At 72.7% G+C, this 23,901-nt stretch carries 14 protein-coding genes and 4 pseudogenes; 8 read left to right on the forward strand and 10 right to left on the reverse strand.

Features of this window, described 5'->3' with window-relative positions; translation table 11 throughout:
• Positions 1–613 precede the first annotated feature (613 nt).
• Complete coding sequence (locus BLV72_RS30500; protein WP_093466264.1) at positions 614–2,875, forward strand: putative bifunctional diguanylate cyclase/phosphodiesterase; 2,262 nt, start codon at positions 614–616, stop codon at positions 2,873–2,875.
• A gap of 319 nt (positions 2,876–3,194) precedes the next feature.
• Here BLV72_RS30500 and BLV72_RS30505 read toward each other — a convergent pair whose 3' ends face one another.
• Complete coding sequence (locus BLV72_RS30505; protein WP_107119279.1) at positions 3,195–3,551, reverse strand: DUF779 domain-containing protein; 357 nt, start codon at positions 3,549–3,551, stop codon at positions 3,195–3,197.
• A 142-nt stretch (positions 3,552–3,693) separates the two neighbouring features.
• Positions 3,694–5,267 (reverse strand): annotated as a pseudogene (locus BLV72_RS30510) (FAD-dependent monooxygenase).
• Between the two features lie 66 nt (positions 5,268–5,333).
• Here BLV72_RS30510 and BLV72_RS30515 point away from each other — a divergent pair.
• Both BLV72_RS30515 and BLV72_RS30520 read left to right on the forward strand, forming a co-directional pair.
• Positions 5,334–6,065 (forward strand): TetR/AcrR family transcriptional regulator, encoded by a 732-nt coding sequence (locus BLV72_RS30515; RefSeq protein ID WP_425288407.1) that lies wholly within the window; start codon positions 5,334–5,336, stop codon positions 6,063–6,065.
• A gap of 195 nt (positions 6,066–6,260) precedes the next feature.
• The gene (locus BLV72_RS30520) at positions 6,261–6,524 is read left to right on the forward strand and encodes a hypothetical protein (RefSeq protein ID WP_093466267.1); all 264 of its coding nucleotides are present in this window, start codon (positions 6,261–6,263) and stop codon (positions 6,522–6,524) included.
• A 73-nt stretch (positions 6,525–6,597) separates the two neighbouring features.
• Here BLV72_RS30520 and BLV72_RS30525 read toward each other — a convergent pair whose 3' ends face one another.
• On the reverse strand, positions 6,598–7,500 hold the full coding sequence (locus tag BLV72_RS30525) for a hypothetical protein (protein ID WP_244321088.1): 903 nt from the start codon (positions 7,498–7,500) through the stop codon (positions 6,598–6,600).
• 170 nt (positions 7,501–7,670) lie between these two features.
• Here BLV72_RS30525 and BLV72_RS51140 point away from each other — a divergent pair.
• From BLV72_RS51140 to BLV72_RS30545, 4 genes and pseudogenes are all read left to right on the forward strand, one after another.
• Positions 7,671–7,973 (forward strand): annotated as a pseudogene (locus BLV72_RS51140) (maleylpyruvate isomerase N-terminal domain-containing protein); the annotation flags it as partial.
• A gap of 91 nt (positions 7,974–8,064) precedes the next feature.
• Positions 8,065–8,519 (forward strand): annotated as a pseudogene (locus BLV72_RS30535) (IS630 family transposase); the annotation flags it as partial.
• A 116-nt stretch (positions 8,520–8,635) separates the two neighbouring features.
• Positions 8,636–9,100, forward strand: coding sequence for a hypothetical protein (locus BLV72_RS30540; RefSeq protein ID WP_093466269.1), 465 nt, complete (start codon positions 8,636–8,638; stop codon positions 9,098–9,100).
• Positions 9,097–9,420 (forward strand): winged helix-turn-helix domain-containing protein, encoded by a 324-nt coding sequence (locus tag BLV72_RS30545; protein WP_093466270.1) that lies wholly within the window; start codon positions 9,097–9,099, stop codon positions 9,418–9,420. The genes BLV72_RS30540 and BLV72_RS30545 overlap by 4 nt, the downstream gene beginning before the upstream one ends.
• 9 nt (positions 9,421–9,429) lie before the next feature.
• On the opposite strand, the gene BLV72_RS30550 is transcribed toward BLV72_RS30545, so the two are convergent.
• The 5 genes and pseudogenes from BLV72_RS30550 to BLV72_RS30570 all read right to left on the reverse strand — a co-directional run bounded on the left by BLV72_RS30550 (position 9,430) and on the right by BLV72_RS30570 (position 14,440).
• Positions 9,430–10,467, reverse strand: coding sequence for a hypothetical protein (locus tag BLV72_RS30550; protein ID WP_093466272.1), 1,038 nt, complete (start codon positions 10,465–10,467; stop codon positions 9,430–9,432).
• 167 nt (positions 10,468–10,634) lie between these two features.
• A pseudogene (locus BLV72_RS50235) lies at positions 10,635–10,763 on the reverse strand (M15 family metallopeptidase); the annotation flags it as partial.
• Positions 10,764–10,834: 71 nt separating this feature from the next.
• A complete protein-coding gene (locus tag BLV72_RS30560; RefSeq protein ID WP_244321089.1) occupies positions 10,835–11,977 on the reverse strand; it encodes a hypothetical protein in 1,143 nt (380 codons plus the stop codon).
• Positions 11,978–12,202: 225 nt separating this feature from the next.
• Positions 12,203–13,153, reverse strand: coding sequence for a TauD/TfdA family dioxygenase (locus tag BLV72_RS30565; protein ID WP_093466276.1), 951 nt, complete (start codon positions 13,151–13,153; stop codon positions 12,203–12,205).
• A 51-nt stretch (positions 13,154–13,204) separates the two neighbouring features.
• Positions 13,205–14,440 carry a cytochrome P450 gene (locus tag BLV72_RS30570; protein WP_093466277.1) on the reverse strand — a complete coding sequence of 412 codons (1,236 nt, stop codon included), beginning with the start codon at positions 14,438–14,440 and terminating at the stop codon, positions 13,205–13,207.
• Between the two features lie 103 nt (positions 14,441–14,543).
• On the opposite strand from BLV72_RS30570, the gene BLV72_RS48105 reads away from it, so the two are divergent.
• Complete coding sequence (locus tag BLV72_RS48105; RefSeq protein ID WP_093466279.1) at positions 14,544–15,509, forward strand: hypothetical protein; 966 nt, start codon at positions 14,544–14,546, stop codon at positions 15,507–15,509.
• A gap of 92 nt (positions 15,510–15,601) precedes the next feature.
• Here the strand turns inward: BLV72_RS48105 and BLV72_RS30580 are convergent, their stop codons facing one another.
• Positions 15,602–16,861 carry a cytochrome P450 family protein gene (locus BLV72_RS30580; protein ID WP_093466281.1) on the reverse strand — a complete coding sequence of 420 codons (1,260 nt, stop codon included), beginning with the start codon at positions 16,859–16,861 and terminating at the stop codon, positions 15,602–15,604.
• A gap of 29 nt (positions 16,862–16,890) precedes the next feature.
• Complete coding sequence (locus BLV72_RS50240; RefSeq protein ID WP_425288540.1) at positions 16,891–23,856, reverse strand: amino acid adenylation domain-containing protein; 6,966 nt, start codon at positions 23,854–23,856, stop codon at positions 16,891–16,893.
• Between the last annotated feature and the right edge of the window lie 45 nt (positions 23,857–23,901).

The raw sequence follows: 23,901 nt of genomic DNA on the forward strand, positions 1-23,901 counted from the left end.
CACTTCATGGCAATTCACCGCATGAGGGTGAAAATGGGTGCGGGGGCTTCGATCTCCTGGGCGCAGCGGACGGGCCCGGAGGGGGAGTGGACGGGCCGGGGGCGTGTGTCCCGTCTCCCCGCCCGGTGTGGCGGCCGAGCGCGCGGACGTGATGGATTTCCCAATCCGACTGTCCACGGGCAAGATTGGCGGCGCGTCAGCAGGCGGATCCTGACGGGTTCAGCGGAGCCGCTTTCAATGGCCCGCCCTCTGGAGGGGCGAGGTCAGCGCGGGGATAGAGCCGCTGGCAGATGCCCGTGACAGGTGCTCGACATCCTCCCGCGGCGCGCGTCTCCATGATCAGATCCGGATTGAAGTTTTCCGTTTTTCCTTTCCCCATCGAACGGTTGATCAGTAATCTCGCCTCAGCAGCGGGTTGCCGTGCCGCTCTTCGTCGTGCTCAACTTCCCCGAGGACGCGGACGACCCGAGGGCGGCCCCGGAAGCCGGAAGAGGGCGAAGGAAGTGCAGGACGTGGAAGCCGCCTGGCGGCCGGAGGGCATCGACGCCACAGGCGAGGACGCGGCATGCGACAGGGACTCAGCCCATGGCGGCTGCCCGGGGGAGCGCGCGATATGACCTCCGAATCGGGCGGGCCGAGATGTGACCGCGGCGCCGGGGACGCCGCCGGGCACCCCGCCCCCACGGAGAACGATCAGTTGAGGCGGTTCGCGGGCATCTGGTGCCGGGCCGTCCACCCGCTGGCGGCCACGACGATGACCCCCGACGAGTTCGAGGTCTATCTGCTGCCGCTGGCCCACCGGTTGAGCGCCGCCCTGCGCGGCTCTCCCTTCGACACCGAGGCGGCGTACGCGGTCGGGGCCGCGCTGGTGAACGCCCAGTGCACGGAGCCCGAGGCGCTGCCCGCCATCCTGGGCGTCATCGACGCGCACCTGGTGTCCTGCTCGTCGTCCGCCGAGGTGTCCTGCGCCGATCCGTCCGGCGAGTCGTCGTCCGCCGAGCTGCCCGCCGCGCCCGGCCACGAGCCCCTGGCCGAGGAGGAGGCGCGCGCCCGCTGCGTACGGCTGCAGCACGCCCTCGCCGCCGGGTTCGTCCGCGAGCTGCGCAAGTGCGAGCGCGATGAGCAGGAGGCGATCTCGCGGGCCGCGCTGGCCGCCCGGACCGAGGCCGAGAAGGCACTGCACGCGAGCGAGGCCAAGTTCCAGGCCGTCTTCGAGGGCGCGGTCATCGGCGTGGGCATCGCCGGACTCGACGGCGAGGTGCTCGTCGTCAACGACGCCATGGCCCGGATGTTCGGCGGGATGGACTTCTTCCGCCCCGGCCGCAACGTCACCGAGTTCGTCCACCCCGACGACGTACCGGGCGCCCATGAGCTCTACCGCGAGCTGGTCAGCGGGGAGCGCGACCACTTCCGCATCGAGAAGCCGCACTACCGCGACGACGGCAGCGAGCTGTGGACCAACCTGACGGTCACCCTGCTGCGCGACTCCAGCGGCGCCCCGCAGTACCAGCTCGCCCTCGCCGAGGACATCACCGAGCACCGGCAGCTGCGGGAGCGGCTGCGTTACGAGGCCACCCACGACGAGCTGACCGGACTGCCCAACCGCACCCTGTTCCTGGAGCGGCTGGACCAGGTGCTGGCCGCGGGCGCAGACGCCGAGCGGTTCGGCGTGTGCTACCTGGACCTGGACGGCTTCAAGGCCGTCAACGACAGCCTCGGGCACGTCGTCGGCGACCGGATGCTCAAGGCCGTGGCCGAACGCCTCCAGCGCTGTGTGAAGGCTCCCGACGAGCTGCTCGCCCGGGTCGGCGGCGATGAGTTCCTCGCCCTGGTCACCGGCCCCGCGGCGCAGGCCGACGGCGCCGGGCTGGCCCGCCGGATGCTCGCCGCGCTCGCCGAACCCGTCCGGATCGAGGGCCGTGAACTGCGGGTGCGGGCCAGTATCGGCGTGGTCGACGGCCGGGCCGGGGAGATCGGCCGGGCCGAGGTGCTGCGCAGCGCCGACATCACGATGTACCGGGCCAAGGCCGCGGGCGGCAATCGCTACGAGATCGCCGACGCCGACTCCAACGCCCGGGTGATCGCCCGCCACAGCCTCACCAACGGGCTGCCCTCCGCCCTGGAGAAGGGCGAGTTCTTCATCGAGTACCAGCCGCTGGTACGGCTCACCGACGGCACCGTGCGCGGTGCGGAGGCGCTCGTACGCTGGCTGCATCCGGTGCACGGTGTGCTCGGCCCCGACCAGTTCATCCCGCTCGCCGAGGACACCGGGCTGATCGTCCCGCTCGGCCGCTGGGTGCTGGAGCAGGCCGCCCGGCAGGCGCGTGAATGGCGTGACGCCGCCGATGACGAGGGCGAGCCGCTGCGCGTCAACGTCAATCTCTCGCCCTGCCAGCTCAGTCACCCCACGCTGGTCTCCGACACGGTGGCGGTTCTGGAGAGCGCCGGGCTGTGCCCCAGCGCGCTATGCCTGGAGGTCACCGAGAACGACCTCATCGGCGCCGACGAGAGCGCCCTGCGGCCCCTGCGGCAACTCGCCGACCTCGGCGTGGACATCGCCCTGGACGACTTCGGCACCGGCTACTCCAACCTGTCGTACCTGCGCCGGCTCCCGGTCTCCACGCTCAAGCTGGACCGTTCCTTCACCCGGGGCATGCAGCGCGCCCCGGCCGATCCGGTCGATGTCAAGATCGTCGAGGGCATCGTCTCGCTCGCCCACACGCTGGACCTCGCGGTGACGGTCGAGGGCGTGGAGACGGCCGTACAGGCCGAGCATCTGCGGGGGCTGGGCTGTGACACCGCCCAGGGCTGGTACTACGCCCGCCCGGGCCCGCCCGAGCGACTGCACACCCTGGCACTGGCCGACGCGAGCTGAGGCCGCCACATCGTCACATCGCCTACGCGTCACATCGCCTACGCGGCGCGTCGCCCGCGCGGCGCTCGGCGCCGGCGGCGGGGCGGTGCGCATCGCCGCCCCGGCGGGTGACGCGCCGCGCAGAGGATGCGCCCGCAGGCGATGCGTCGTGCGGGTGACGCGCCTCGCAGGCGTTGTTTCACGCGGGCGACGCGCCGTGCAGGCCACGCGCCCTGCAGACGCCGCGCCCCGCGGGCCACGCCCCCGGTAAACGCCGCGGCCCCGGTAAACGCCGCGCCCCGGTAAACGCCGCGGCCCCGGTAAACGCCGCGCCCCGCGCTCAGCTCGCCGCGTCGTCCAGCAGCCGTGAGCGGATCAGGAAGCGCACACCCTCCGGCGCCTCCAGGGAGAAGCCGCTGCCGCGCCCCGGCACCACGTCCACCGTGAGATGCGTATGCGCCCACCGCTCGAACTGCGAGGCCGACATCCAGAAGCCCACCGGCTCCTCGACCCCGTCCACCTCCAGCTCCGCGAGCAGCACATCCGACCCGCCCGTACGGAACTCGCCGAGCGGATAACACATCGGCGCACTGCCGTCACAGCAGCCGCCCGACTGGTGGAACATCAACGGGCCGTGCTCCGCCCGCAGTTGGCGGATCAGCTCGGCCGCGGCCGGGGTCAGCGCGATACGCTCCATGGGCGATCCCTCTCCGATCATGCTCACCGAGCGGTCAGGGGCCGGACCCAGCGAACCCCCCGCCACGTTGCGAGAACGTTGCCCGTGGCGTCCCGCAACCGGGCCCGTCCGCGACGGGTTCGCCGGCCGAACGACAGGAGGCTCACCCCACCGGCTCCACCGGCTCCACCGCCTCGTGCTCGGATGAGGACGTCGGCGCGCCGGTCCATCGGTGCAGGGCGGCTTCGAGGCCGGTGACGGCGGCGAGGTCGGTGGTGTCGGAGGCCCACGCGACCACCCCGTCCGGGCGTACCAACACCCCGGTCGGCGTCGCATGGCCGTCGGTCACGCTGCGCACCCGCCCGCGCCAGGCCGCGGCGCGGCGGGCGAACGTACCGTCCGGAGAGCGGTCGAGCAGCAGGAAGCCACCCCCGTGTCCGTGGTCGACCAGCCGGGAGCCGTCCCTCAGCCGCAGGTCGGGGACGTACCGGCCGATCAGCGGATGGTCGCCGGGCAGGTCGATGCGCTGTGTGACACCGGAGATCTTCTTGACCGCGTAGGTCGTACCCTCCCGGGTGCTCAGCAGATCGGCGACGACCTCCCGGAGCGCGGCCGACGTGGCGTCCCCGCGCATCACCCCGATTTGGGCCCGCGTCCAGTCCAGTACCCAGGCGCCGAGGGGACGACGCTCGGCGTCGTAGGTGGCGAGCAGCCCTTCGGGTGCCCATCCGGCGACCACGGCACCGAGCTTCCATCCGAGGTTCATCGCGTCGCCGACCCCGAGATTGAGCCCCTGACCGCCGAACGGCGAGTGCACATGCGCGGCGTCGCCGGCCAGCAGCACCCGCCCCGCCCCATACGTGGCGGCCTGGCGGGCGTTGTCGGTCCAGCGGGTCGCGGTGCCGCGCAGGGCGGTCAGGGTCACGTCGGTGCCCGAGACCCGGCGCAGACTGGTCTGCACCTCATCGAGGGTGACCGGCGCCGAGCGGTCGGCGGGAGGGCCGCCGAACTCCACGGTGACCACTCGCCCGGGCTGTGGCCCGTGGCGGTATGCCCCCGGGTCGACCACACCCATCCGTCGGCGAGCATCGAAGGGTCGGCGATGTCGGCGACCGCCAGGTGTCCGGTGAGTTCGGGGTCGGTGCCGGGGAAGTCGATACCCGCGAGGCGGCGTACGGCGCTGCGCCCGCCGTCGCACCCGACCAGCCACCCGGTGCGAACCGGGCCGGCGGTGGTGCCGACGAGCACGCCGTCGCCGGTGTCGTCGAGCGCGGTGACCTCCACCCCGCGACACACCGGTATGCCGAGTCGCGTGACATGCTCCGCCAGCAGCTCCTCCAGCTCACGCTGCGGCACCAGCCGACCTCCGTCGACCGCGGTGTGGGCGGCGAGGTCGGGATCGGACCAGTCCACGAGGTCGGCGTCGAGGACCAGGCCGGCGAAATGCCCGGTGAACCGCGACCCGGGCGCGCGTCGGCCGCCACCGTTCGGCTGGTCGTCGGCCGTGCGGGCGAACGACCCCACCCGCTCCAACAGCTCCCGCTGCACCTGCTCGGCGGCAGGCAGCAGGCCGCGGCGGTCGAGCGCCTCGGCCGTCGGCACATTGATCGCCCCCGCCTTCATCGCCTCGCTCGGCTCGGCCAGCCGCTCGAGTATCTGCACCCTCGCCCCGGCGAGCGCCAGCTCCGCGGCGAGCACGAGGCCCACCGGCCCGGCTCCGACCACGGTCACGTCCATGTCCTGGTTCACCTTCGCTGTCACGAACAGTGTTCTACGTACGAACAGTGTTCGTGTCAAGCTATGATGGGTCGGGTGAACCCGAGAGAGCGACGCGCGGCGCGCCACCAGCCGCCGAACCCCGACCCCGACGCCGGCCCCAGGCCGCGCCGCCGCAAGGCCCCGATCACCGTGGAGCAGGTCATCGACACCGCGCTGGATGTCGTCGCCACCGAGGGCTACGAGGCGCTGACCATGCGTCGGCTGGCCGGCGCGCTCGACACCGGACCCGCCTCGCTCTACGCCCATGTGGTCAACAAGGCCGACCTCGACGAGCTGCTCATCGGGCGGCTGTGCGCCGAGCTCGTACTGCCCGAGCCCGACCCCGCGGCCTGGCGGGAGCAGATCCGCGGCGTGTGTGCGCAGGTGCGCGACCAGTACCTGAAGTACCCCGGAATCTCCCGCGCCGCGCTCGCCATGGCCCCCACCGACCTCGAGATCGTGCGGGTCAGCGAGGGAATGCTGGCGATCCTGCTCGCCGGCGGCGTCGCCCCGCAGACCGCCGCCTGGGCCATCGACGCCCTCTTGCTGTACGTGGCCGCCTACTGCCTGGAGATGTCGATCGCGGGCCGGCGATCAACGCAGGACGACGCGGCGTGGGTCCTCGACCGCGACGAACTGCTGCGCCGGTTCACCACGCTGCCTGCCGAGACCTTCCCCCACACCACCCGTCATGCCGCCGAACTCACCGCGGGTGAGGGCCACGACCGGTTCGACTTCACGCTCGCCCTGATGGTCGACGGCCTGGCGCGCCGCTAGGGCTCTGACCACCTACGTTCACCGACTTGGGCAACCGCGCCCCGAAGCGTGGGGGGCGATAATCTCTGGGCTCGGCCGGATGCCCCGCCGGGCAGTCGAAGGGTGGGGGCCATGAGGGTTGCGCGGCAGGTCGGGACGGGGACAGGGCCGGGATCGGGGTCGGAGACAGATCCGAGTCTGCTGCCGGTCCTCGGGTTGTTCATCGTGCTGGCCGCGGTACTGGAACGCGGTCTGTCGCTGTTCGGTGGACCGGAGACGTACATACTCTGCGATGACCTTGTCGAGCTGTCCGCACGACTCGACCGGGAAGTAAGCGTGAACAGGTGGCTCCTGCTGGCCGGCCTCGTGCTGTCCGTGGCAGCACTGGTCCGACAACACGACAGGTTCCAGCCGGGTATCGCCCATCCACGCAGCACAGCGCAAGCGCGCTACCCGCCGCAGCAGAACGCCTCAATCTGAAAGAGGGGACGCCTCACGTGGCGACCCACGACCTCAAAACCAGATCACTAGTACGTCCTGCGAGGCGCCGTTCCTAGCGCATCAGCAGTCCCCGCATCCCCAGCCCGTAGTGCACGCGCAGCCGGTGCAGCTCCCACAGGCCCACCGCCGTGACGGAGAGCGGGGCGCCCAGGATGAACACGTACCGGATCACCGTCGGCACGCCCTCGTGGGCGCCGGTGAACATGTCGATCAGTGCCATCTCCCACGCCAACGCCATGATCAGCAGCGGCGGCACCGTCTCGTGGATGTCCGCGGTGCGGAACACGTGCTGGACGGCGAGTCCCACGCCCCAGACGACGAACGGCGTCACCCAGAAGAGGACGAAGAGGATGAACGCGAGGATGAGGCCCTTCGTCACGGTGAAGTGGCCCTCCACGAGGGGTTCCTGGCCCTCGAAGAACCCTGAGAGCACGATGATCGGGAAGACGGAGGCCGCCGCCATCATGGCCACGATCGCGCCGAAGCACCGCCCCGCCCGGCGCAGCAGGTCCCGTCGCGCCGCCGGAGCGGCCAGGCCGTACAGGACGCCGACGACCACCGGGAGGGTCGCCGCCAGCACGAGGGCGCTGGTCCACGACTTGTCGACCTGCTCATCCGCCGCATCGCTGAGCTTGGGGGCGAGCTTGTAGGCGTAGGACATCCACAGGAACGCGCCCACGCCGACCAGGGTCCTGATCTTCCGCATTCGCGCCACCTCAGGATCCGAGACGATGCCCGGCCGTGACGGGGTGAAGACCCTGCGCGCGGTGTGGATGGGGCCGATCCGCCGCCGCAGCCGGGTGATCGGCCCGCCCGGCGGCGGCACCGGCGGCCCCGGGTAGGGCGGCTGGGGCTGTGGCGGCACGTAGGGCTGGGGCGGATAGGGCTGAGGTGGCTGCGGCTGGTACGGCTGCGGCCCCTGGGGCGGCTGTCCGCCCAGGTTCCAGTTGCTCATCGTTCGTCCCCCGATATGCGAGTGTGCGCCGCGATGGGCGCGATCGCCGAGTGTATTGAGCACACAGGGTCCGCGCAGCCCTCGCCCCGGGTCGTGCACCGAACGGCCACAATTATGCAAGCATGCTTGCTTGTTTTCTTCGGCGCTGCCATGCCCGAGGGGAGCGTCCCGTGTCCGATCCGACGCCCGTGTTCGACGACCTGCGCGAGGAGAGCGAGGAACTCGACCGGCTGGTGGCCGAGTTGAGCGCCGAGCAGTGGGCGCTCGCCACCCCGGCGCCCGGCTGGAGCGTCGCCCACCAGATCGCGCATCTCGCCTGGACGGACCATTCGGCGCTGCTGGCCGCGACCGACACGGACCCCTTCCACGTCCTGGTGGAGAAGGCGCTGGTGTCGCCGAGCTCCTTCGTCGACGACGGTGCCGAGGAGGACCGCTACGCCGGGACCTACCTCGGCAAACGCGAACTACGCGCGCTGGTCGCCAACCCCCGCCTCCAGGTCTACGAAGACCCGAAGGCGTTCCTGACCTGCAACCACTGCAGCCCTGGCGCACGAAACTTTCAAGGTCTCTCCGGACCCGCTGCTGATCGACAAGATCCGTGACGTGGTCGGACTGTATCTCGCCCCGCCGGCGAACACGGCCGTCTTCGCGGTCGACGAGAAACCGCAGATCCAGGCCCTGGAACGGACAGCGCCGGTGCTGCCGATGGTGCCGGGCACCCCTGAGCGCCGCAGCTTCGACTACGTCCGGCACGGCACCGTGGACCTGTTCGCCGCCCTGAACACCGCCACCGGCAAGGTGATCGGGAAGCTGTCCGCACAGCACCGCGCGGTCGACTTCCGTGACTTCCTCGACGAGATCGACCGCCAGACCGATCCCGGCCTGGCGGTCCACGTGATCTGCGACAACCTCTCCACCCACAAGGCGCCGGTGGTGCACAAGTGGCTGCTTGCGCATCCCCGGTTCCGCCTGCACTTCACCCCGACCTACCGTCCTGGATCAACCAGGTCGAACGGTGGTTGGACAGGATCTCCGGACCGGGACACTAGGCGCATCCCTCCCTCACCGCGACGCTTGACTTTCCTGCCAGGAAAGTAGGACGCTTGCTTTCCCGATAGGAAAGTGAGGTCTCGTCGTGGAGAACATCGCTCCTGAGCAGGCCGGCGCCGCACTGGGCGCGATAGACCGGGCCCAACGCCAGGTGGCCGAGGAAGTTGGCTTGCCGCGCGGCTACTGGTGGGCGATGGCGGGCGGCTGGCTTCTGCTGGGCGTACTCGGCAACGTGCTGCCGCAGTGGTCGGCCGGGATCGCGACCGTGGCCTTTGGCATCGGGCACGGGTGGCTCGCCTCCCGCCTGCTCGACGGCCGTCGGCGCACGGATCGGCTGCAGGTGAGCGCGGCGGTCGCCGGCCACCGCATCCCCCTGGTCGTGGTCGGCATGCTGCTCGGACTCGTCGGCGCCACTGTCCTGGTGGCCCTCGCGCTCGACGCCGACGGCGCCGCCCACGCCGGCATCTGGGCGGCGGCGCTGATCGCGGCCGTCGTCGGGTTCGGTGGACCGGAGATCCTGCGCGTTCTGCGTCGTTGGGCGCGGGCATGACGAAGGCGCGCTTCGACGAGCTGATCCATCCCAGCACCCGACTGTCGCTGGTGGCGACGCTGGCGGCCGCCGACTGGGCGGAGTTCGCCTTCCTCAAGGACCGGCTGGCGATGTCCGACTCGGCACTGTCCAAGCAGCTCGCGACACTCGAAGAGGCCGGGTACGTCGCCACGGAACGCCGCCTCAGCGGCAGCCGTCGCAAGGTACGCGCTCGGCTGACCCCCACCGGCCGGGACGCCTTCAACGGCCATGTCGCCGCACTGCGGGAAATCGTCGCCGACGCCGCGAACCCGGCCGACGGGCCGGCGACTCGCTCATGATGCGGGTGTCTATCCGCTGATCCCGGGATTGCTCGCCATGATGTCCTCGGCGGTCTGCCAGAGGCGGGGCAGGTACCGCGTGACCTCCTCGGCGCGGCGGAAGATGTCCTCGGTCGAGCTGATACCGAGGTCGCTGACGGCCGCATGGAACGCGGGGGCGAAGGCGCGGTGCAGCTCGGGGGCGTCCGCGGCCAGGATGGTGTGACAGCGGGCGAAGGTCGCGACGATCCAGAAGACGGCTTCGTGGTGGTCGCCACGGTCGATGAGCTCCTGGCTGCCGTCGATCGCGATCGGCCGTGCGGGCGGGGTGATGTCGCTGCTGAAGAGGAACGGGGTCCTCGCGACCTCGGCGGTGGCGTCGAACACTTCGGTGAGTTCACGCAGATGATGCCGGATGCGCCGGGCGGGCAGATCCCGGCAGCCGAGGAGATCCAGCAGCTCCGGGTAGCGGCCGAGGTGCCCGTAGTCGCCGAGGACCCCGCGAGCGGCCAGGTACCGCAGACGCACGGTGGGGTTGCGCAGGGCGGCGGCTAGAAGCACATGGGTGGTCACGCCGGTGGGGAACAGCCAGGACAGCACCTGTGCGTGGAACGGCGCCGAGGCGTCGATCGCCGAGAGCCGGGTCTCGATCCGGCGGCGGGCGTCCTGGCATCGGCGGCGCACCCAGGGCCGCGCCGCGAAGTGGCCCGCGACGTATGCCTGCAGTGTGCGCAGGTGCCCGGTGGGATCGTCGATGACCGTGTCGGTGCGGAAGCTGCCGGCCAAGTGATAGGAGGCGAGGACGTCGTCGGCGCAGACGAGCTGCGACCAGGGCAGGTAGCTGACTTCCAGCAGCGTGCCCCGGTAGCGGAGCTTGCCCGGCTTGGCGGGCGGGTCGTCGGTGGCGGTGATGACGACGATGTCGATGTCGGAGGAGGGCGCCAACTCGGCGTCGTCCGGGAGCCCGACCGTCGAGCCGCTGACATACGCCCCGCGAAACGCCGCATCGGAGCGGGCATACCGAGCGACCCATTCCGCCCCGATGGCACGTGCCGCCCCCAGCTTCACCAAGCATCCCCTTGCCGCGACGAGCGCATGAACTCCATTGTCCCAGTGCGCCGCGGCTGCGCCCGGCAGGCACGAGGCGCGGCGAGGTGACTTTCGGGGTCGCCGCGTCGGTAACCATGCCCCACCGTAGGCCGGTCTTTCTGAAATCCGCGGTCAGTCCGGGCCCATGGGCCGTAGCGGGCGACTGGCGCTCCAGTTCGCAGGGCCCAGTAGCGGTCTCCGTATGACCAGTGCCACCACTCCGTTGGGTAGTCGACCAGGCCGGCAGCGGTGAGCGCGGTGCCCAAGGTGCCTCTCACCGCACTCCTGAACAGGTACGGCCGCGACCTTCGGGTCGGACATCAGGACGATCTCAGCCATGATGCGATCATCTCGCGGACCTGTTCCCGGGTGTCGCGTCCGTGGCAGTGGCGATCGCGCAGACCGGGCGGGTGCGGGCGGCGTAGGAGCGGGCCGCGGCGATCAGGCCGAAGCCCAGGCCGCCGAAGGCGAGCCCGCCGAAGAGCACCATCCAGGTGATTCCGGCGCTGGAGGTGAACGCCCCGTCCGGTTTGATCCGCGGCAGTACATCCGCGGCACTGAGCGGGGCGTAGATCACGAGGACGACGCCGTAGACGGACAGGCCGATCGCCGAGAGCCATGCCGGGAGGAGGGGCAGGAGGCGGGGCACCCGTCGCCCGGTGAGCAGGAGTGTCCAGCGGGGAAACACCTGGCCCCAGGGGTACATCAACCCCAGCAGCAGGAAGATCCCGGCCAGCGCGGCCAGGACGGTGACGTCGATGCCCACTGAGGCGAGTGCTTTGGCCGCGCCCGAGCCTCCCGCGTTCTCCTCGTGCCACTTCTCCGCCGTGACGCTCAGCGCGTCGCCGCCGAGCGTCCAGATGGTCTTGACGACCGCCCACGGCAGCAGCCCGCACATCAGCAGGTACACCTGGATCCGGGTCCGCCGGGACGCCACGGAGGCGGGCGGGTGGACCAACGGTCCGCTGCCGTCGCCGGTGTGCCCGGCCCCGCACCGCGGACACCGGCCCCGCAGCCGCCGCCGGTGGGAGACGACGACCAGCAGCAGCAGGGCCAGGCCCACGGTGTTCAGCAGCACATGGGCGAAGCCGGTGGCGCTCTCCACACCCGATAACGACGCCAAGGTGACGACGTACGCGGGCAGGCTCGCCATGCCCATCGCGAAGACGGGGACCGCCACGGCCAGCACCGCCGTCACCGCCACCCGGCCGCGTCGGGCCAACGGCCGGGGGGTGGCCAGGCAGGCCCCGGCGGCCAGCAGGGCCAGGGCGGCCAGCGCGAGCTGGACGCCGGATGCGTAGGCCACATGGGGCGACCAGGGCACGGTGGCGCCCGCCGCGGCCCAGACCACCTGGACGGCGGCGTACATCACGCCCCACGCCGCGGCGGCGTGGGGCGCCCACCGGGGCCACCGCCGCGGCCACACCCGCCACCCGAGCTCCGGGGACGGAAGCCCGGGGCGGGCCGGGGTTCGCGCGGGAACAGTCACCGTGACCTCCGGTTTCGCGGTGCCGATACTCAAGCCTGTCCGGTAGCGGCGGCGGGTGCATCCGTCCCGGGGGCGACGCCCTCCACCGCGCGGGGAGGGCGGATGAGCCTCGCGGATGACACTCCGCCCCTGCCCGCACGACCCGCGGGGCCGGGCGAATCAGAAGCGGAGCAGAAGCGGATCAGGAGCGGATCAGGAGCGGATCAGGAGCGGATCAGGAGCGGATCAGAACAGGACGTTGCCGTTGCCGGCCCGGTGGGCCCGGGTACGGCGGTGGTCCAGATGGATGAAGGTGCGCTGCAGCCACCGGTCGTAGCCGTCGTACTTGGGCTGGTACGCCGTGCGCCCGTGGATGGCGATGCGGTTGTCCACCACGGCCATCTCGCCCGGCCGCAGGACCAGCGTCCGCGCGCCGTCGAGGAACGCGCCCCGCAGGGCCTCCAACGCCACCTTCGCCTCGTCGTCATTGGCGGTCGTCGCGTGGAAGTCCACCTTCACGTCGGGATCGTCCGGGTCTCCCCTGAGCACCGCGTGCGCGGGGCCGGGGCCGCCGCCGCGGAAGGACGGCGGCGGGGCGGTGGTGAAGCGGTCCTCCCGCAGGACGCGCAGCGTCCCGGGGCTCAGCAGCTCCAGGGCGGTGCGGATCGACGACACCATCGTGCCCGCGTTCAGGGGCTCGTCGTTGCGCAGACAGAGCAGGCTGACGTAGTCGGGGCAGTGCGGATGGAACGCGTTCTCCACGTGCAGCTCCAGCGGGGTGGAGCCGGCGTTGCTCTGCGACCCCTCGCGGCCGGGCACGGGCACCACGTTCTGCACGAGTGCACCGGACTTCTCGTCCCGGTACGCCGCTATCTCGCCGATCTGCAGGGTGACCATCACGGCGACGGCAGCGGGCACGGTGGCGGTGCGCTCCACCGACTCGGGCACGGTGGGGGTCAGGGGCAGCTCCGCTTCGTCCACCGGCAGGTTGCGCACGATCAGAACGCCGTCGCGGCCGGGGTCGTGGCGATAGAGGCGGGTGGCCTCCCGCAGCCGCAGCGGAAGACGGCAGGACATTCTTCGGGCTTCGGCCACCCAGTGCGGATCGTCGATGAGGCCGGGAGCGGTGGCGGCCAGTTCGGCCGCCAGGGCGCCCGTCTCCCGGCGGTCCTGGGCGGACAGGTTCACAGTGGTCATCTCTGGTCTCTCCTAGAGGTCCTCAGGGCCGGCCTGTGATGCCGGCACGGGTCAGCGCGACGGGGTCGCAAGGCGGGTGAGAGTGACGGGCAGCGAGGTGAAGCCCCAGATGAGGTTGGACTGCATGCGCCGCGGCGCGCCGCGTGGCGCGACCTGGCCCACCCGCGCCAGGAACTCCTCGAAGAAGATGGTCAGTTCGCTGGTGGCGAGCGCGGAGCCGAGGCAGAAGTGCGTGCCGGTGGCGAAGGTGAGGTGGCGGTTGGGGCTACGGGCGATGTCGAAGCGGTCGGGATCGGCGAACACGGCCTCGTCACGGTTGGCCGCGGGCAGCCACACCGCCACCTGGTCGCCGGGCCGTATCCGGTGGCCGCCGAGGTCCACCTCGCGCCGCGCGGTGCGCAGCACATGCAGTGCGGGGCTGGTGAAGCGCAGGATCTCCTGGACGGCGGACGGCAGCAGCTCGGGCTCGGCGCGCAGCCGGGCCCACTGGTCGGGTGCCCGGAGGAAGGCCAGCAGCCCGCCGATGGTGGCGTGGCGGGTGGTCTCGTTGCCACCGGAGATGAGCCCGTTGCAGTTGAGCAGGACCTCCTCGTCCGTCAGGGGCGCACCGTCCACGGTGCCGTGGGCGAGGGCGCTGACGATGTCCTCCTGCGGGTCGCGCCGCCGCCGGGCCAGCAGGTTGTCGTAGTAGACGAGGAGTTCGGTGTGCGCCTCGGCGATCCGCTGGGGGTCGGTGCCGGCGTTCTCGTCCGCCCCGAAGGCGATCATGGTGAGCTTGAGCATGAGGTCCCAGTCGGCTCGCGGCACGCCGAGCATGTCGGAGATGACCGAGACCGGGAGGCGTGCGGCGACCTGCGCGAAGTCGACGTCGCCCTGGTCCAGCGCGGCCTCGATGACCTCGGCCGCGGTCTGCCGGATGGTGTCGTTGAGCCGTCCCACCATGCGCGGGGTGAACGCGGAGTTGATGACGCGGCGGATGCCGCCGTGCCGGGGCGGGTCGGTGACGATGAGCATCTTCCCGGCCGCTGCCGCGTTGGACACCGGTTCGGCGTCCAGGCGCATGCCGCCGGCGGACGAGAAGGCGGCGGCGTCCTTGAGCACTCGGGCCGCCGGATCGTGGCCGAGGACGGACCAGTAGTCGTCGGCGTGGGGCCGCCGGGTGAGGAAGACAGGGTGGGTGGCGCGCAGCCGCCGCCAGACCTCCTCGATGCCGTCCTCGGTGTAGCGGCGGGGGTCGGACAGGTCGGGGGGTGCGGTGAGGAGCAGGGGGTCGGTGATCTGGGACATGGGATCTGCCGATTCTCGATTCTTGGAAGCCGACTGCCCTGTCGCACGGGCGCGTTCGTACGGTGTGCTCGGCAGCGGCGAACGGATGGACGGGAGAGCTGACATGGCGTCAACACAACGACGGGGGCGGGTCCGGGCGACGTGGGCGGTCGCGGGGTGCGCCGCCACGTTCGCCGCGACCGCCCTGGCCCGCCGCCGTGAGCGGGAGCCGTTCCCCGGCGAGCGGCTGCTGAAGGGCGCCTCCGCCGCGGGTGGCCTGGCGCTGGCGGCGCTCACGGCCGTACCGCCGGCCCGGCACCGGACGCGCGGGGCCGCTCAGCTGGCGGCGCGCGGCGCGGCCGCGGGACTGGTTCAGGGCGGGAGCCACCTCCTGTTCGACGCGCTGGCCGTGGCCCTGCGCCGTACGGCCGGAACGGCGGCCCCGGACGCCGCCGAAGTGGACCCGGGCCGGGTGGCGGCCCGCTGCCTCGCCCTCGGCTCGGCCGCGCTGACGCTCGTGGCCGCCCGGTGGCAGGCGCGGGAGGGAGCGGGGAGCTGCCCGCGGTGCGGGCGCCGGCCGCGCCCGGCCGCACCGCGGGCCCTGGCGTGGAGTGGCTACGCGGCGTGCGCGCTGTCCCTCCCGTACCCGGTGGTGAAGCTGGCCTGGGAGGGCGGCAGCGACATCGGTATCACCCGCCCCGAGGTGATCCACGCGGTCCCGGGCGGCTGGCTGCCGGTCGTGCCCGCCCTCGCCGGATCGCTCCTGTCGCTGGCGCTGGTACGGCCCTGGGGCCGGACGTTCCCGCGCTGGGTCCCGGCCGTCGGGGGTTCGCGGGTGCCACGGCCGCTGGTGCTGGTGCCGAGCTGCTTCGGCCTCGCGGTGCTGGCCGAGGTGGCCCCGGCGGCGCTGGTGGCGGGTGTGCGGTACGTCAACGACCCGGCCACGCCGCCGGTCGAGGAGATCGGGCTGCGCCCGTGGGTTCCGCTCACGTTCTATGCCTCCTGGGTGTTGTGGGGCGTCGCGCTGGCGGGGGCGGCCTGGGAATACCACCGCACCACCGCGGGCTGCCCCGCCTGTGCGCGGTCGTGAGGCTCCGGCCCGGCCGGGGCAAGGGCCGGGCCAAAGACGCTCGCGGGGCCCGCGGGGTGGATCCTGGATCGGGGGATCCACCCCGCGGGAGGTCAGACGAGCAGCACGGACAGCTTCAGCGGGGTGCGGGAGATGGGATTGGGGATGAACGGCACGTCCCCGTCACCGGCCGGCCGCAGCCGCGGGAAGCGCTCCAGTAGCCGCCCGATGGCGATCGCCCCCTCCATCCGGGCGAGCGGGGCGCCCAGGCAGTGGTGGATGCCGTAGCCGAACGTCAGATGGCCGCCCGCATGGCGGGTGACGTCCAGCCGGTCGGCGTCCGGGAACTGCTCGGGGTCCCGGTTCGCGGCGCCCAGGGACAGCAGGACCGGCTGGCCCTTGCGGATGGTGACCCCGGCGACAGTGGTCGGGGCGCCGGAGATCCGGACGTTGGTGAGGAACAGCGACGGGTCGAACCGCAGGAACTCCTCGACCGCGCCCGGCATCAGCGACGGGTCCCTCTCCACCAGCGCCCGTTGCTCGGGGTTGCGCAACAACGCGTGCACGCCGTTGCCGATGAGGCCCACACTGGTCTCGAACCCGGCGAGCAGCACGATGAACGCGGTCGAGATCAGCTCGATCTCGCTGAGCCTGCCCTCGTCGGCGTCCCGGGCCTGCACCATCTGGCCCAGCAGGTCCTCGGTGGGGTGGGCGCGCCGCTCGGCGATGAGCTCCTTGATGACGTCGATGATCCGGTAGGCGATCTCCTCCCGGCCCTCGTGGGTGTCACCGCCGGTGAAGTCGCGCGCGTTCCGCGACCAGTCGTGGAACACCTGGCGACGGTCCTCGGGGACGCCCAGCAGTTCGCAGATCAGGACCAGCGGCAGTTGCCAGGCGTAATTCTCCATCAGATCCACGGGGCTGCCGTCCGCGCCCTCCTCGGCCAGACGGTCCAGCAGCTCGGCGGCGGTCGCTTCGACCCGCGGCCGCATCCGCTCGGTCTGCCGCCCGGTGAACGCACCGCTGAGCAGCTTGCGCAGCCGCGTGTGCTTGGGCGGGTCGGTCACCACCGGATGCTCGTTGTAGATCCGCCAGATGCCGCCCTCCTCGTCGGAGACCGGGTCGTCCTCCGGGTCCGGCTTCTGCCGCAGCACCGGGTCCAGGTGGGCCAGCCGGATGTCCTCGTAGCGGGTGGGCACCAGCCACCGGGAACCGTCCGGCAGCTCCGCCCACCACACGCGCGACTTCTCCCGCAGCCGGGCGAAGAAGCCGTACTGGTCGCGCACCAGCTCCGGGTCCATCAGCTGGAAGACGGGGACGCCGTCACCGGACGGGCCCGCCGGGTCCTGGCGCGCGTCGGTCGCTTGTCGCATCGGATGTGCTCCTTCGGTGGAGAGGTCCGTCAACGGTCGGACGGGGTCGGGGTGGTGCGCGCGTCGCGCAGGGACCGGGCGAGCACCGGGCCGATCACGGCCCAGGCGGCGGCCTTGGTGATGTCGTTGTGGGCGCAGGCCACGTCGTGCCGGACCACGCGCCCGTCGACGTACGGGTCCCACAACTCGGGGGTGTGGGCCGAGCCCTCCTTGCCCTGCGCGGCGTGGAAGACCAGCACCTCGCCGCGGAACCGGTCCAGGCGGAAGTCCGCGGTGATGCGGGAGATGTTGGTGCCCACCCGCGCCAGGGCTTCGATGTGCCGTTCCTCCAGCCCGGCGATGGCGCTGTCGCCGTCGTCGAGCAGGGCGCGGGCCCGTGCGTGGTCCAGCGGGCCGTCGCCCAGTTCCGCCGGGTCGTGGCCGAGGTATGCCAGCAGTTGCCGCAGAACGTCCTCGGGTCGCTCCTCGACCGCCTCATGGGCGTTGACCACGGGGTAGGCGTCGAGAATGGCCAGCGTCGCGACGTGTTCCCCGGCGGCCTGCAGCCGGGTGGCGATCAGATGCCCCAGGACACCGCCGAGCGACCAGCCCAGCAGATGGTACGGGCCGTGCGGCTGGATGGCCCGGATCTGCTCCAGGTAGTCCTCGGCCATGGCCGCCACCGACTCCGGCAGCGGCTCATCGCGGGCCAGGCCGCGCGCCTGGAGCGCGTACACCGGGTGCTCGGGGTCGATGTGGCGCAACAACCCCGCGTACGTCCAGCTCAGCCCACCCGCCGGCGGCAGGCAGAACACCGGCTCGGCCTCGCCGCCGCCCCGCAGCGGCAGCACCACGTCCAGCGGGTCGCCCTCGTCGCCGGCGGTCAGCCGCTCGGCGAGGCCCTCGACGGTGGGGCTGTCGAACAGCGCGGTGATGCTCACCGCGGTGCCGAAGGCGAGGTTCACCCTGCTGACCAGCCCGGCCGCGGTCAGTGAATCGCCGCCGAGGTCGAAGAAGTTGTCCTCGATCCCGATCCGGCCGACTCCCAGCGCCTCGGCGAACAGCCCGCACAGGACCTCCTCGCGCGGTGTCCTGGGCGCGCCGCCGCCGGTGCTGCCCGCGGTGTCGGGCGCGGGCAGGGCCGGTCGGTCCAGCTTGCCGTGCGGGGTGACCGGCAGGGCGTCCAGGGCGACGAACGCCGCGGGCACCATGTAGTCGGGCACCTGGCCCGCGAGGTGCTTGCGCAACACCATCGGGTCGAGCCGGCCCCCGTCGTGCGGCACCACGTACGCCGTGAGGCGGCGCCCGGCGGGGCCGGACTCCCGCAGCACGACGGCGGCCTGGGCCACGTCCGGATGGCCGAGGAGCACCGATGCGATCTCGCCGGGCTCGATCCGGAAGCCGCGTACCTTCAGCTGCTCGTCGGCCCGGCCGACGAAGGTGAGCTGCCCGTCGTGGCTCCAGCGGACCAGGTCGCCGGTGCGGTACATGCGCCCCCCGGGCGTGCCGAACGGGTCGGCGACGAACCGCTCCGCCGTCAGCGCGCCGCGGCCCAGGTAGCCGCGCGCCAGGCCGGGCCCGCTGACGTAGAGCTCGCCGGCCACCCCGGGTGGCACCGGCCGCAGCCGCGCGTCCAGCACGTAGGCGCAGGTGCCGGCGATGGGCCGGCCGATGGGGACCGCGGCGCCCGCGGTGAGCGGATCGCTCATCGTGGCGCACACGGTCAGCTCGGTCGGCCCGTACGCGTTGATCATGCGCAGCCGCGGCGCCCACTGCTCCACCTGATGGGGCGGGCAGGGCTCGCCCGCGACCACCAGGGTGCGCAGCCCGGGCAGTCCGTCGGGTGCCACCGCGGCCAGCGCGGTGGGCGGGATGGTGGCGTGGGTGACCCCGTGCCGGGCGACCACCTCGGCCAGCGCCGGACCCGGCATCAGCTCGGCCGCCGGGGCCAGCACCAAGGTGGCGCCCGCCGTGAGGGCGGTGACGATCTCCGAGACCGCCGCGTCGAAGCTGGGCGAGGCGAACTGCAGCACGCTGCTGTCCGCCTGGATCGCGAACCGCTCGGTCTGCGCCGCTGCCAGATTGCCGATGCCGCGGTGGGTGACCACGACGCCCTTGGGCCGTCCGGTCGTGCCCGAGGTGTAGATGACGTACGCGGCCTCGTCGGGTGAGGCGGGCCCGGCCGGGATCGGGGGTGCGTCGCTGTGGGCCGCCCACGCGGCCCGTACCGCGGGGTCGTCCAGGACGAGCGTCGGCCGGTTCCCGCCGGCCTCCTCCAGCAGACGGACCGTGTCCGTGGTCGCCACCATCAGCGCCGGACGCGCGTCGTCCAGGATGAACGCGCACCGCTCGGCCGGATAGCGCGGGTCCACCGGCAGGTACGCCGCGCCCGCCCGGGCGACGGCCAGCACGGCCACCGCCGTATCGGGCGTGCGCTCCAGTACCAGAGCGACCAGTGAGCCCTTCCCCGCGCCGCGCTCGGCCAGCAGCCGTGCGAGCTGGTTCGCGCGCCGGTCCAGCTCCGCGTAACTCAGCCGCTCCTGTCCGCAGGCCACGGCGGTGCGCCGCGGGGCGCGCCGGGCCTGCTCGGCGACCAGCTCCGACCAGCGCGACGAGGGGACGGCGCGGGCGGTGTCGTTGAACCGCCGCAGCACCTGGTCGCGCTGGCCCGGGCCGAGCAGGTCGACCTCGCCGGCCGGCTGGTCCGGGTCGGTGGCCAGCGCCCGCAGCCAGCGCATCAGCTGGTCCACGAGCCCCGCCGCGGTCGGCGCGTCGACCACATCGGGCCGGTGGTCCAGCCGCAGCCGCAGTGTCGCCCCGCGCATGGACGCGCACAGGGCCAGCGGATAGTGGGTGGCCTCGCGCGTCTCGTCTCCGCTGACGTCCACCTCGCCCGGCTCGGTGTCCAGGCCCGGCGGCGGGGCCGGGTAGTTCTCGAACACCGTGGCCGAATCGAAGAGTTCGCCGAGGCCCGCCAGCCGCTGCACATCGGACAGGCGCAGATACGGATAGGGCATCAGCGCCGACTGCTGCCGCTGGATCCGCTCCAGCAGCGCCGACAGGGGCTCCGACTGGTCCAGGCGGACCCGGACCGGCAGGGTGTTGATGAACAGCCCGACCATCGTCTCGATGCCCGGCACCTCCGGTGGCCGCCCGGAGACGGTGGCGCCGAAGACCACGTCGTCGCGGCCGGCGAGCCGGCCCAGCAGGGTGGCCCAGGCGCCCTGCACGACCGTGTTGAGGGTCAGCCCGTGACGGCGCGCCACCTCGGCCAGCGCCGCGCTCAGTTCGGCGTCCACCTCCACGATCCGGCGCGACGGGACGGCCGTGACCTGGGCGCCGGCCCGCGGCGCCAGCAGCAGCGGCTCCTGCAGCCCGGCCAGCGCCTCGCGCCAGGCGTCCTCGGCCTCGCCCCGGTCCTGCCGGGCGAGCCAGGTGAGGTACGCGCGGTGGTCCGCCGGGACGGGCAGCGCCCGGTCGTCGCCCGCCGCCCCGTACAGGGCGGCCAGTTCGCCCAGGAGGATCGGCATGGACCAGCCGTCGAGCAGGATGTGGTGGTTGGTGAACAGGAAGCGGTACGCGTCCTCGGCCACCCGGATCAGGGTGAAGCGGATCAACGGTGGCCGGCCCGGGTCGAAGCGGCGCGCCCGGTCCTCCGCGACGATGCGCTCCACCTCGCGGTCGAGCTCCTCGCCGCCGAAGGTCCGCAGATCGTGCTCGTACCAGGGCAGCGCCAGGTCGTCGACCACCACCTGCACCGGACGGTCCAGGTCGTCCTGGCGGAAGGCCACCCGCAGGTTGGGGTGGCGCCGGAGCAGGGTGCGCGCCGCGGCCCGTAGCGCGTCCCGGTCCACATGACCGTCCAGCCTCCACAGGAACTGGACGGTGTACGGGTCATGGCCGGCGTCGTCGAAGCGCGCGTGGAAGAGCAGCCCCTCCTGCAGCGGGGTGAGCGGCAGCACATCCGCCAGGCCCGGCAGATCGGCTTCGAGCCGCTCGATCTGGCGCTGTGTGAGCTGGACGAGCGGCAGATCGGAGGGGGTGCGCCCGCCGGCGCCCGGCCGGCGCCCCAGATCGGCCAGCGCCTGGAGCGCCTCGACCCAGCCCGCGCACAGCTCGAGGACCTCCTCGTCGGTGAACAGCCCGTCCGGATGGCTCCACACGCAGCTCAGGGACGGGCCGTCGGCCGTGTCGTCCGCGCGCGCGTTGATCTCCAGGGCATGGCCGAACGGCCGCTGCCCGTCGGTGTCGCCGTCATAGCGGCCGGTCTCGTACACCGGCTCGGCGGCGGTCGGCGGCAGCGGGGCGCCGGGTGTCGCGAACCGGCCGAAGTAGTTGAACGCGACCTGCGGTTCGGCGCCGCCCGCGAGGCGGGCGGAGGACTCCGGGTCGAGGTAACGCAGCAGCCCGTAGCCGATCCCGTGGTCGGGGATCCGCCGCAACTGCTCCTTCACCGCCTTCGCGGCCCGTTCGGCGGCCGCCCCGCCCGCCCGCACGGGGCCGAGACCGGACAGGTCGAGCCGCACCGGGTACATCGCGGTGAACCAGCCGACGGTCCGCGTCAGGTCGACACCGTCCACGATGTCGTGCCGGCCGTGGCTCTCCACCGCCACCAGGACGTCGTCGCGGGCGTCGCCGCGGCGCGCGGCGCGCCACCGGGTCAGGGTCAGCGACAGCGCGGTGAGCAGGATGTCGTCCACCCCGCCGTGGATGGCGCGCGGTACGTCCGTCAGCAGCGCCGTGCTCAGCTCCACGGGCAGCCGGACGTGGGTGAACCGGGTCGAGGCGACGGTATCGCGGGCCGGGTCGAGAGGGCGGAGGCCCAGCGTCGGCTCGGGTGCGCGCACCACCTCCTCCCAGAACCCGGTCTCGGCACGCCGCTCGGCCGCCAGCCGGTGCAGCCGGGTGGCCCAGCCGCGCAGCGAGGTGCCCACCGGCTGGAGGGCGATCTCCCGGTCCTGGGCCGCCGCCTCGTACGCCTCGGCCAGATCGGGCACCAGTACCCGCCACGAGACTCCGTCGACGGCCAGGTGGTGCACCAGGAGCAGCAGATACCCGCCGTGGTCGGGGCCCGGGTCGAACCACACGGCCCGCACCATCACCCCGTCGTCCGGGGCGAGTTGGGCCGCCGCCGTCTCGCGGTGCGCGGTGACCGCGGCCTCCAGCGCCGCCTCGTCCAGGCCCGCCACGTCCACGCGCTCCAGCAGTTGCTCCGCGCCGGCCGCCGGGAGCTGCGGGATCTCCAGGCGCCACCGCTCCTCGTCCCGGTGCAGCCGCATGCGCAGCGCCGCATGGTGCTCCAGCAGCGCCTCCAGCGCCCGCACCAGCGGCTCGCGGGTGGCCCCCGCGGGCAGCGGGACGACGCGGGACTGGTGGAAGCCCTCGATGGGGCCGCCCCGCTCGCGCAGCCAGTGCACGATGGGCAGCAGCGGCACCTCACCGGTGTCCGGCTCGTCGGCCCCGTCCGCGGCGTCGTCGTCGAGGCGGACCACCCCGGCCAGCTCCGCGACGGTCGGGTACTGGAACACATCGCGCGTGCCGATCAGCAGCCCGGCCCGCCGGGCGCGGCTGACGAGCTGGATCGACATGATGCTGTCGCCGCCCAGGTCGAAGAAGTTGTCGTCGATGCCGATCGTGGGCAGGGCCAGCACCTCGGCCATCACCGCGCACAGCCGCGTCTCCCGCTCGGTGCGCGGCGCCCGCGAGGTGGCCGCGCCGGAGAAGTCGGGCGCGGGCAGGGCACGCCGGTCGAGCTTGCCGTTGACGGTGGTCGGCAGGGCGTCGAGGGGGACGATCGCCGCAGGCACCATGTACGCGGGCAGCCGCTGCTCGGCGTAGCCGCGCAGGTCGGCCACCAGGGTGCCCAACTGCCGTGATCCGAGCGGATTGTTGACGTGGGCCGCGGGCTCCAGGCGGGTGGCGGGCAGGTACACGTCGGTCAGAAGGGGCCCGTCGGCGCCGAAGACCGCGTCCAGCCGCCCGGGTGCGCCCGGGGCGTACGTGACGAGCACGGCCAGCCCGAGGCGGTCGCCCAGGGCGTACAGCGCCTCCGGGTCGATGCCCGGCTCGGCGGGGCGGTGGAGGGCGTCCACGGCCTCGGCGACCTCCCGTCCCTCGGCGAGGGCCTGGAGGGCGGCCTGCTCCCCGGCCAGCCGGGCGTCCGGGATGCCCGTCACGCGCACCGGCCCGCCGCCGCGCCCGGCCAGCACGCGCTCCATATCGGCCAGGTCGGTGACGTCCACGCCGTGGCGCAGCCGTTCGACGGTGCCGAGGTCGTGTGCGTCCACTGGGCCGGTGCGCAGCACCACGTCGAAGCGGTGGCGGGTGAGCTCGTTGTCGCTGTGCCCGCGCTTGACCCGGACGTCCACGGCCGTGTACGCGGGGATGTCGCGGGCGACGGCGGCGAAGTACTCGGGGTCGACCAGGAGTTCCTTCTCCATCAGGATCGTCTGCTCGACGGCCCGGGACAGCTCCGCCGCGCCCTGCTGTCCGGTCCACCCGTGCAGCCGCGCCGCGGTCTGGAAGGCGCGCTGGGTGCGCAGGTTGCGCTGGTCGCCGAGGAACACCGCGCCCCCGGGGACCACCAGCTCCGCCAGGGACCCCAGCAGGTCCGTGAGGTAGGCGGCGTGCGGGAAGTACTGGGCGACGGAGTTGATGACCACGGTGTCGAAGAAGCCGGTGGGCAGCCCCTCCAGCTCATGCGCGGCGCGCAGCTTCAGCTCGACCCGGCCGGCCAGTTCGGGCCGGGCGGCGACCTGACGGCGCAGTACGGCGATGGCCTCGGCGGAGAAGTCCAGGCCCCAGTACGCCTCGCAGTCACCGGCGAGTTTGGCCAGCAGCAGTCCGCTGCCGACGCCGATTTCCAGCACCCGGCGGGGCCGTAGGGCACGGATTCGTTCCACGGTGGCGTCCCGCCACTCGCGCATCTCCTCGATGGGGATGTCCTCGCCGGTGTAGCTGCTGGCCCAGCCGCTGAAGTCCTCGCCGAACTCCTCCGGCCGCTCCGCGCCGTACATCTGCGCGTACAGCTGCTGCCACTGGTCGATCTGCTCCTCGGCGGA

It is taken from the genome of Streptomyces melanosporofaciens, from assembly GCF_900105695.1.
GTDB classification, from domain to species: Bacteria; Actinomycetota; Actinomycetes; order Streptomycetales; family Streptomycetaceae; genus Streptomyces; species Streptomyces antimycoticus.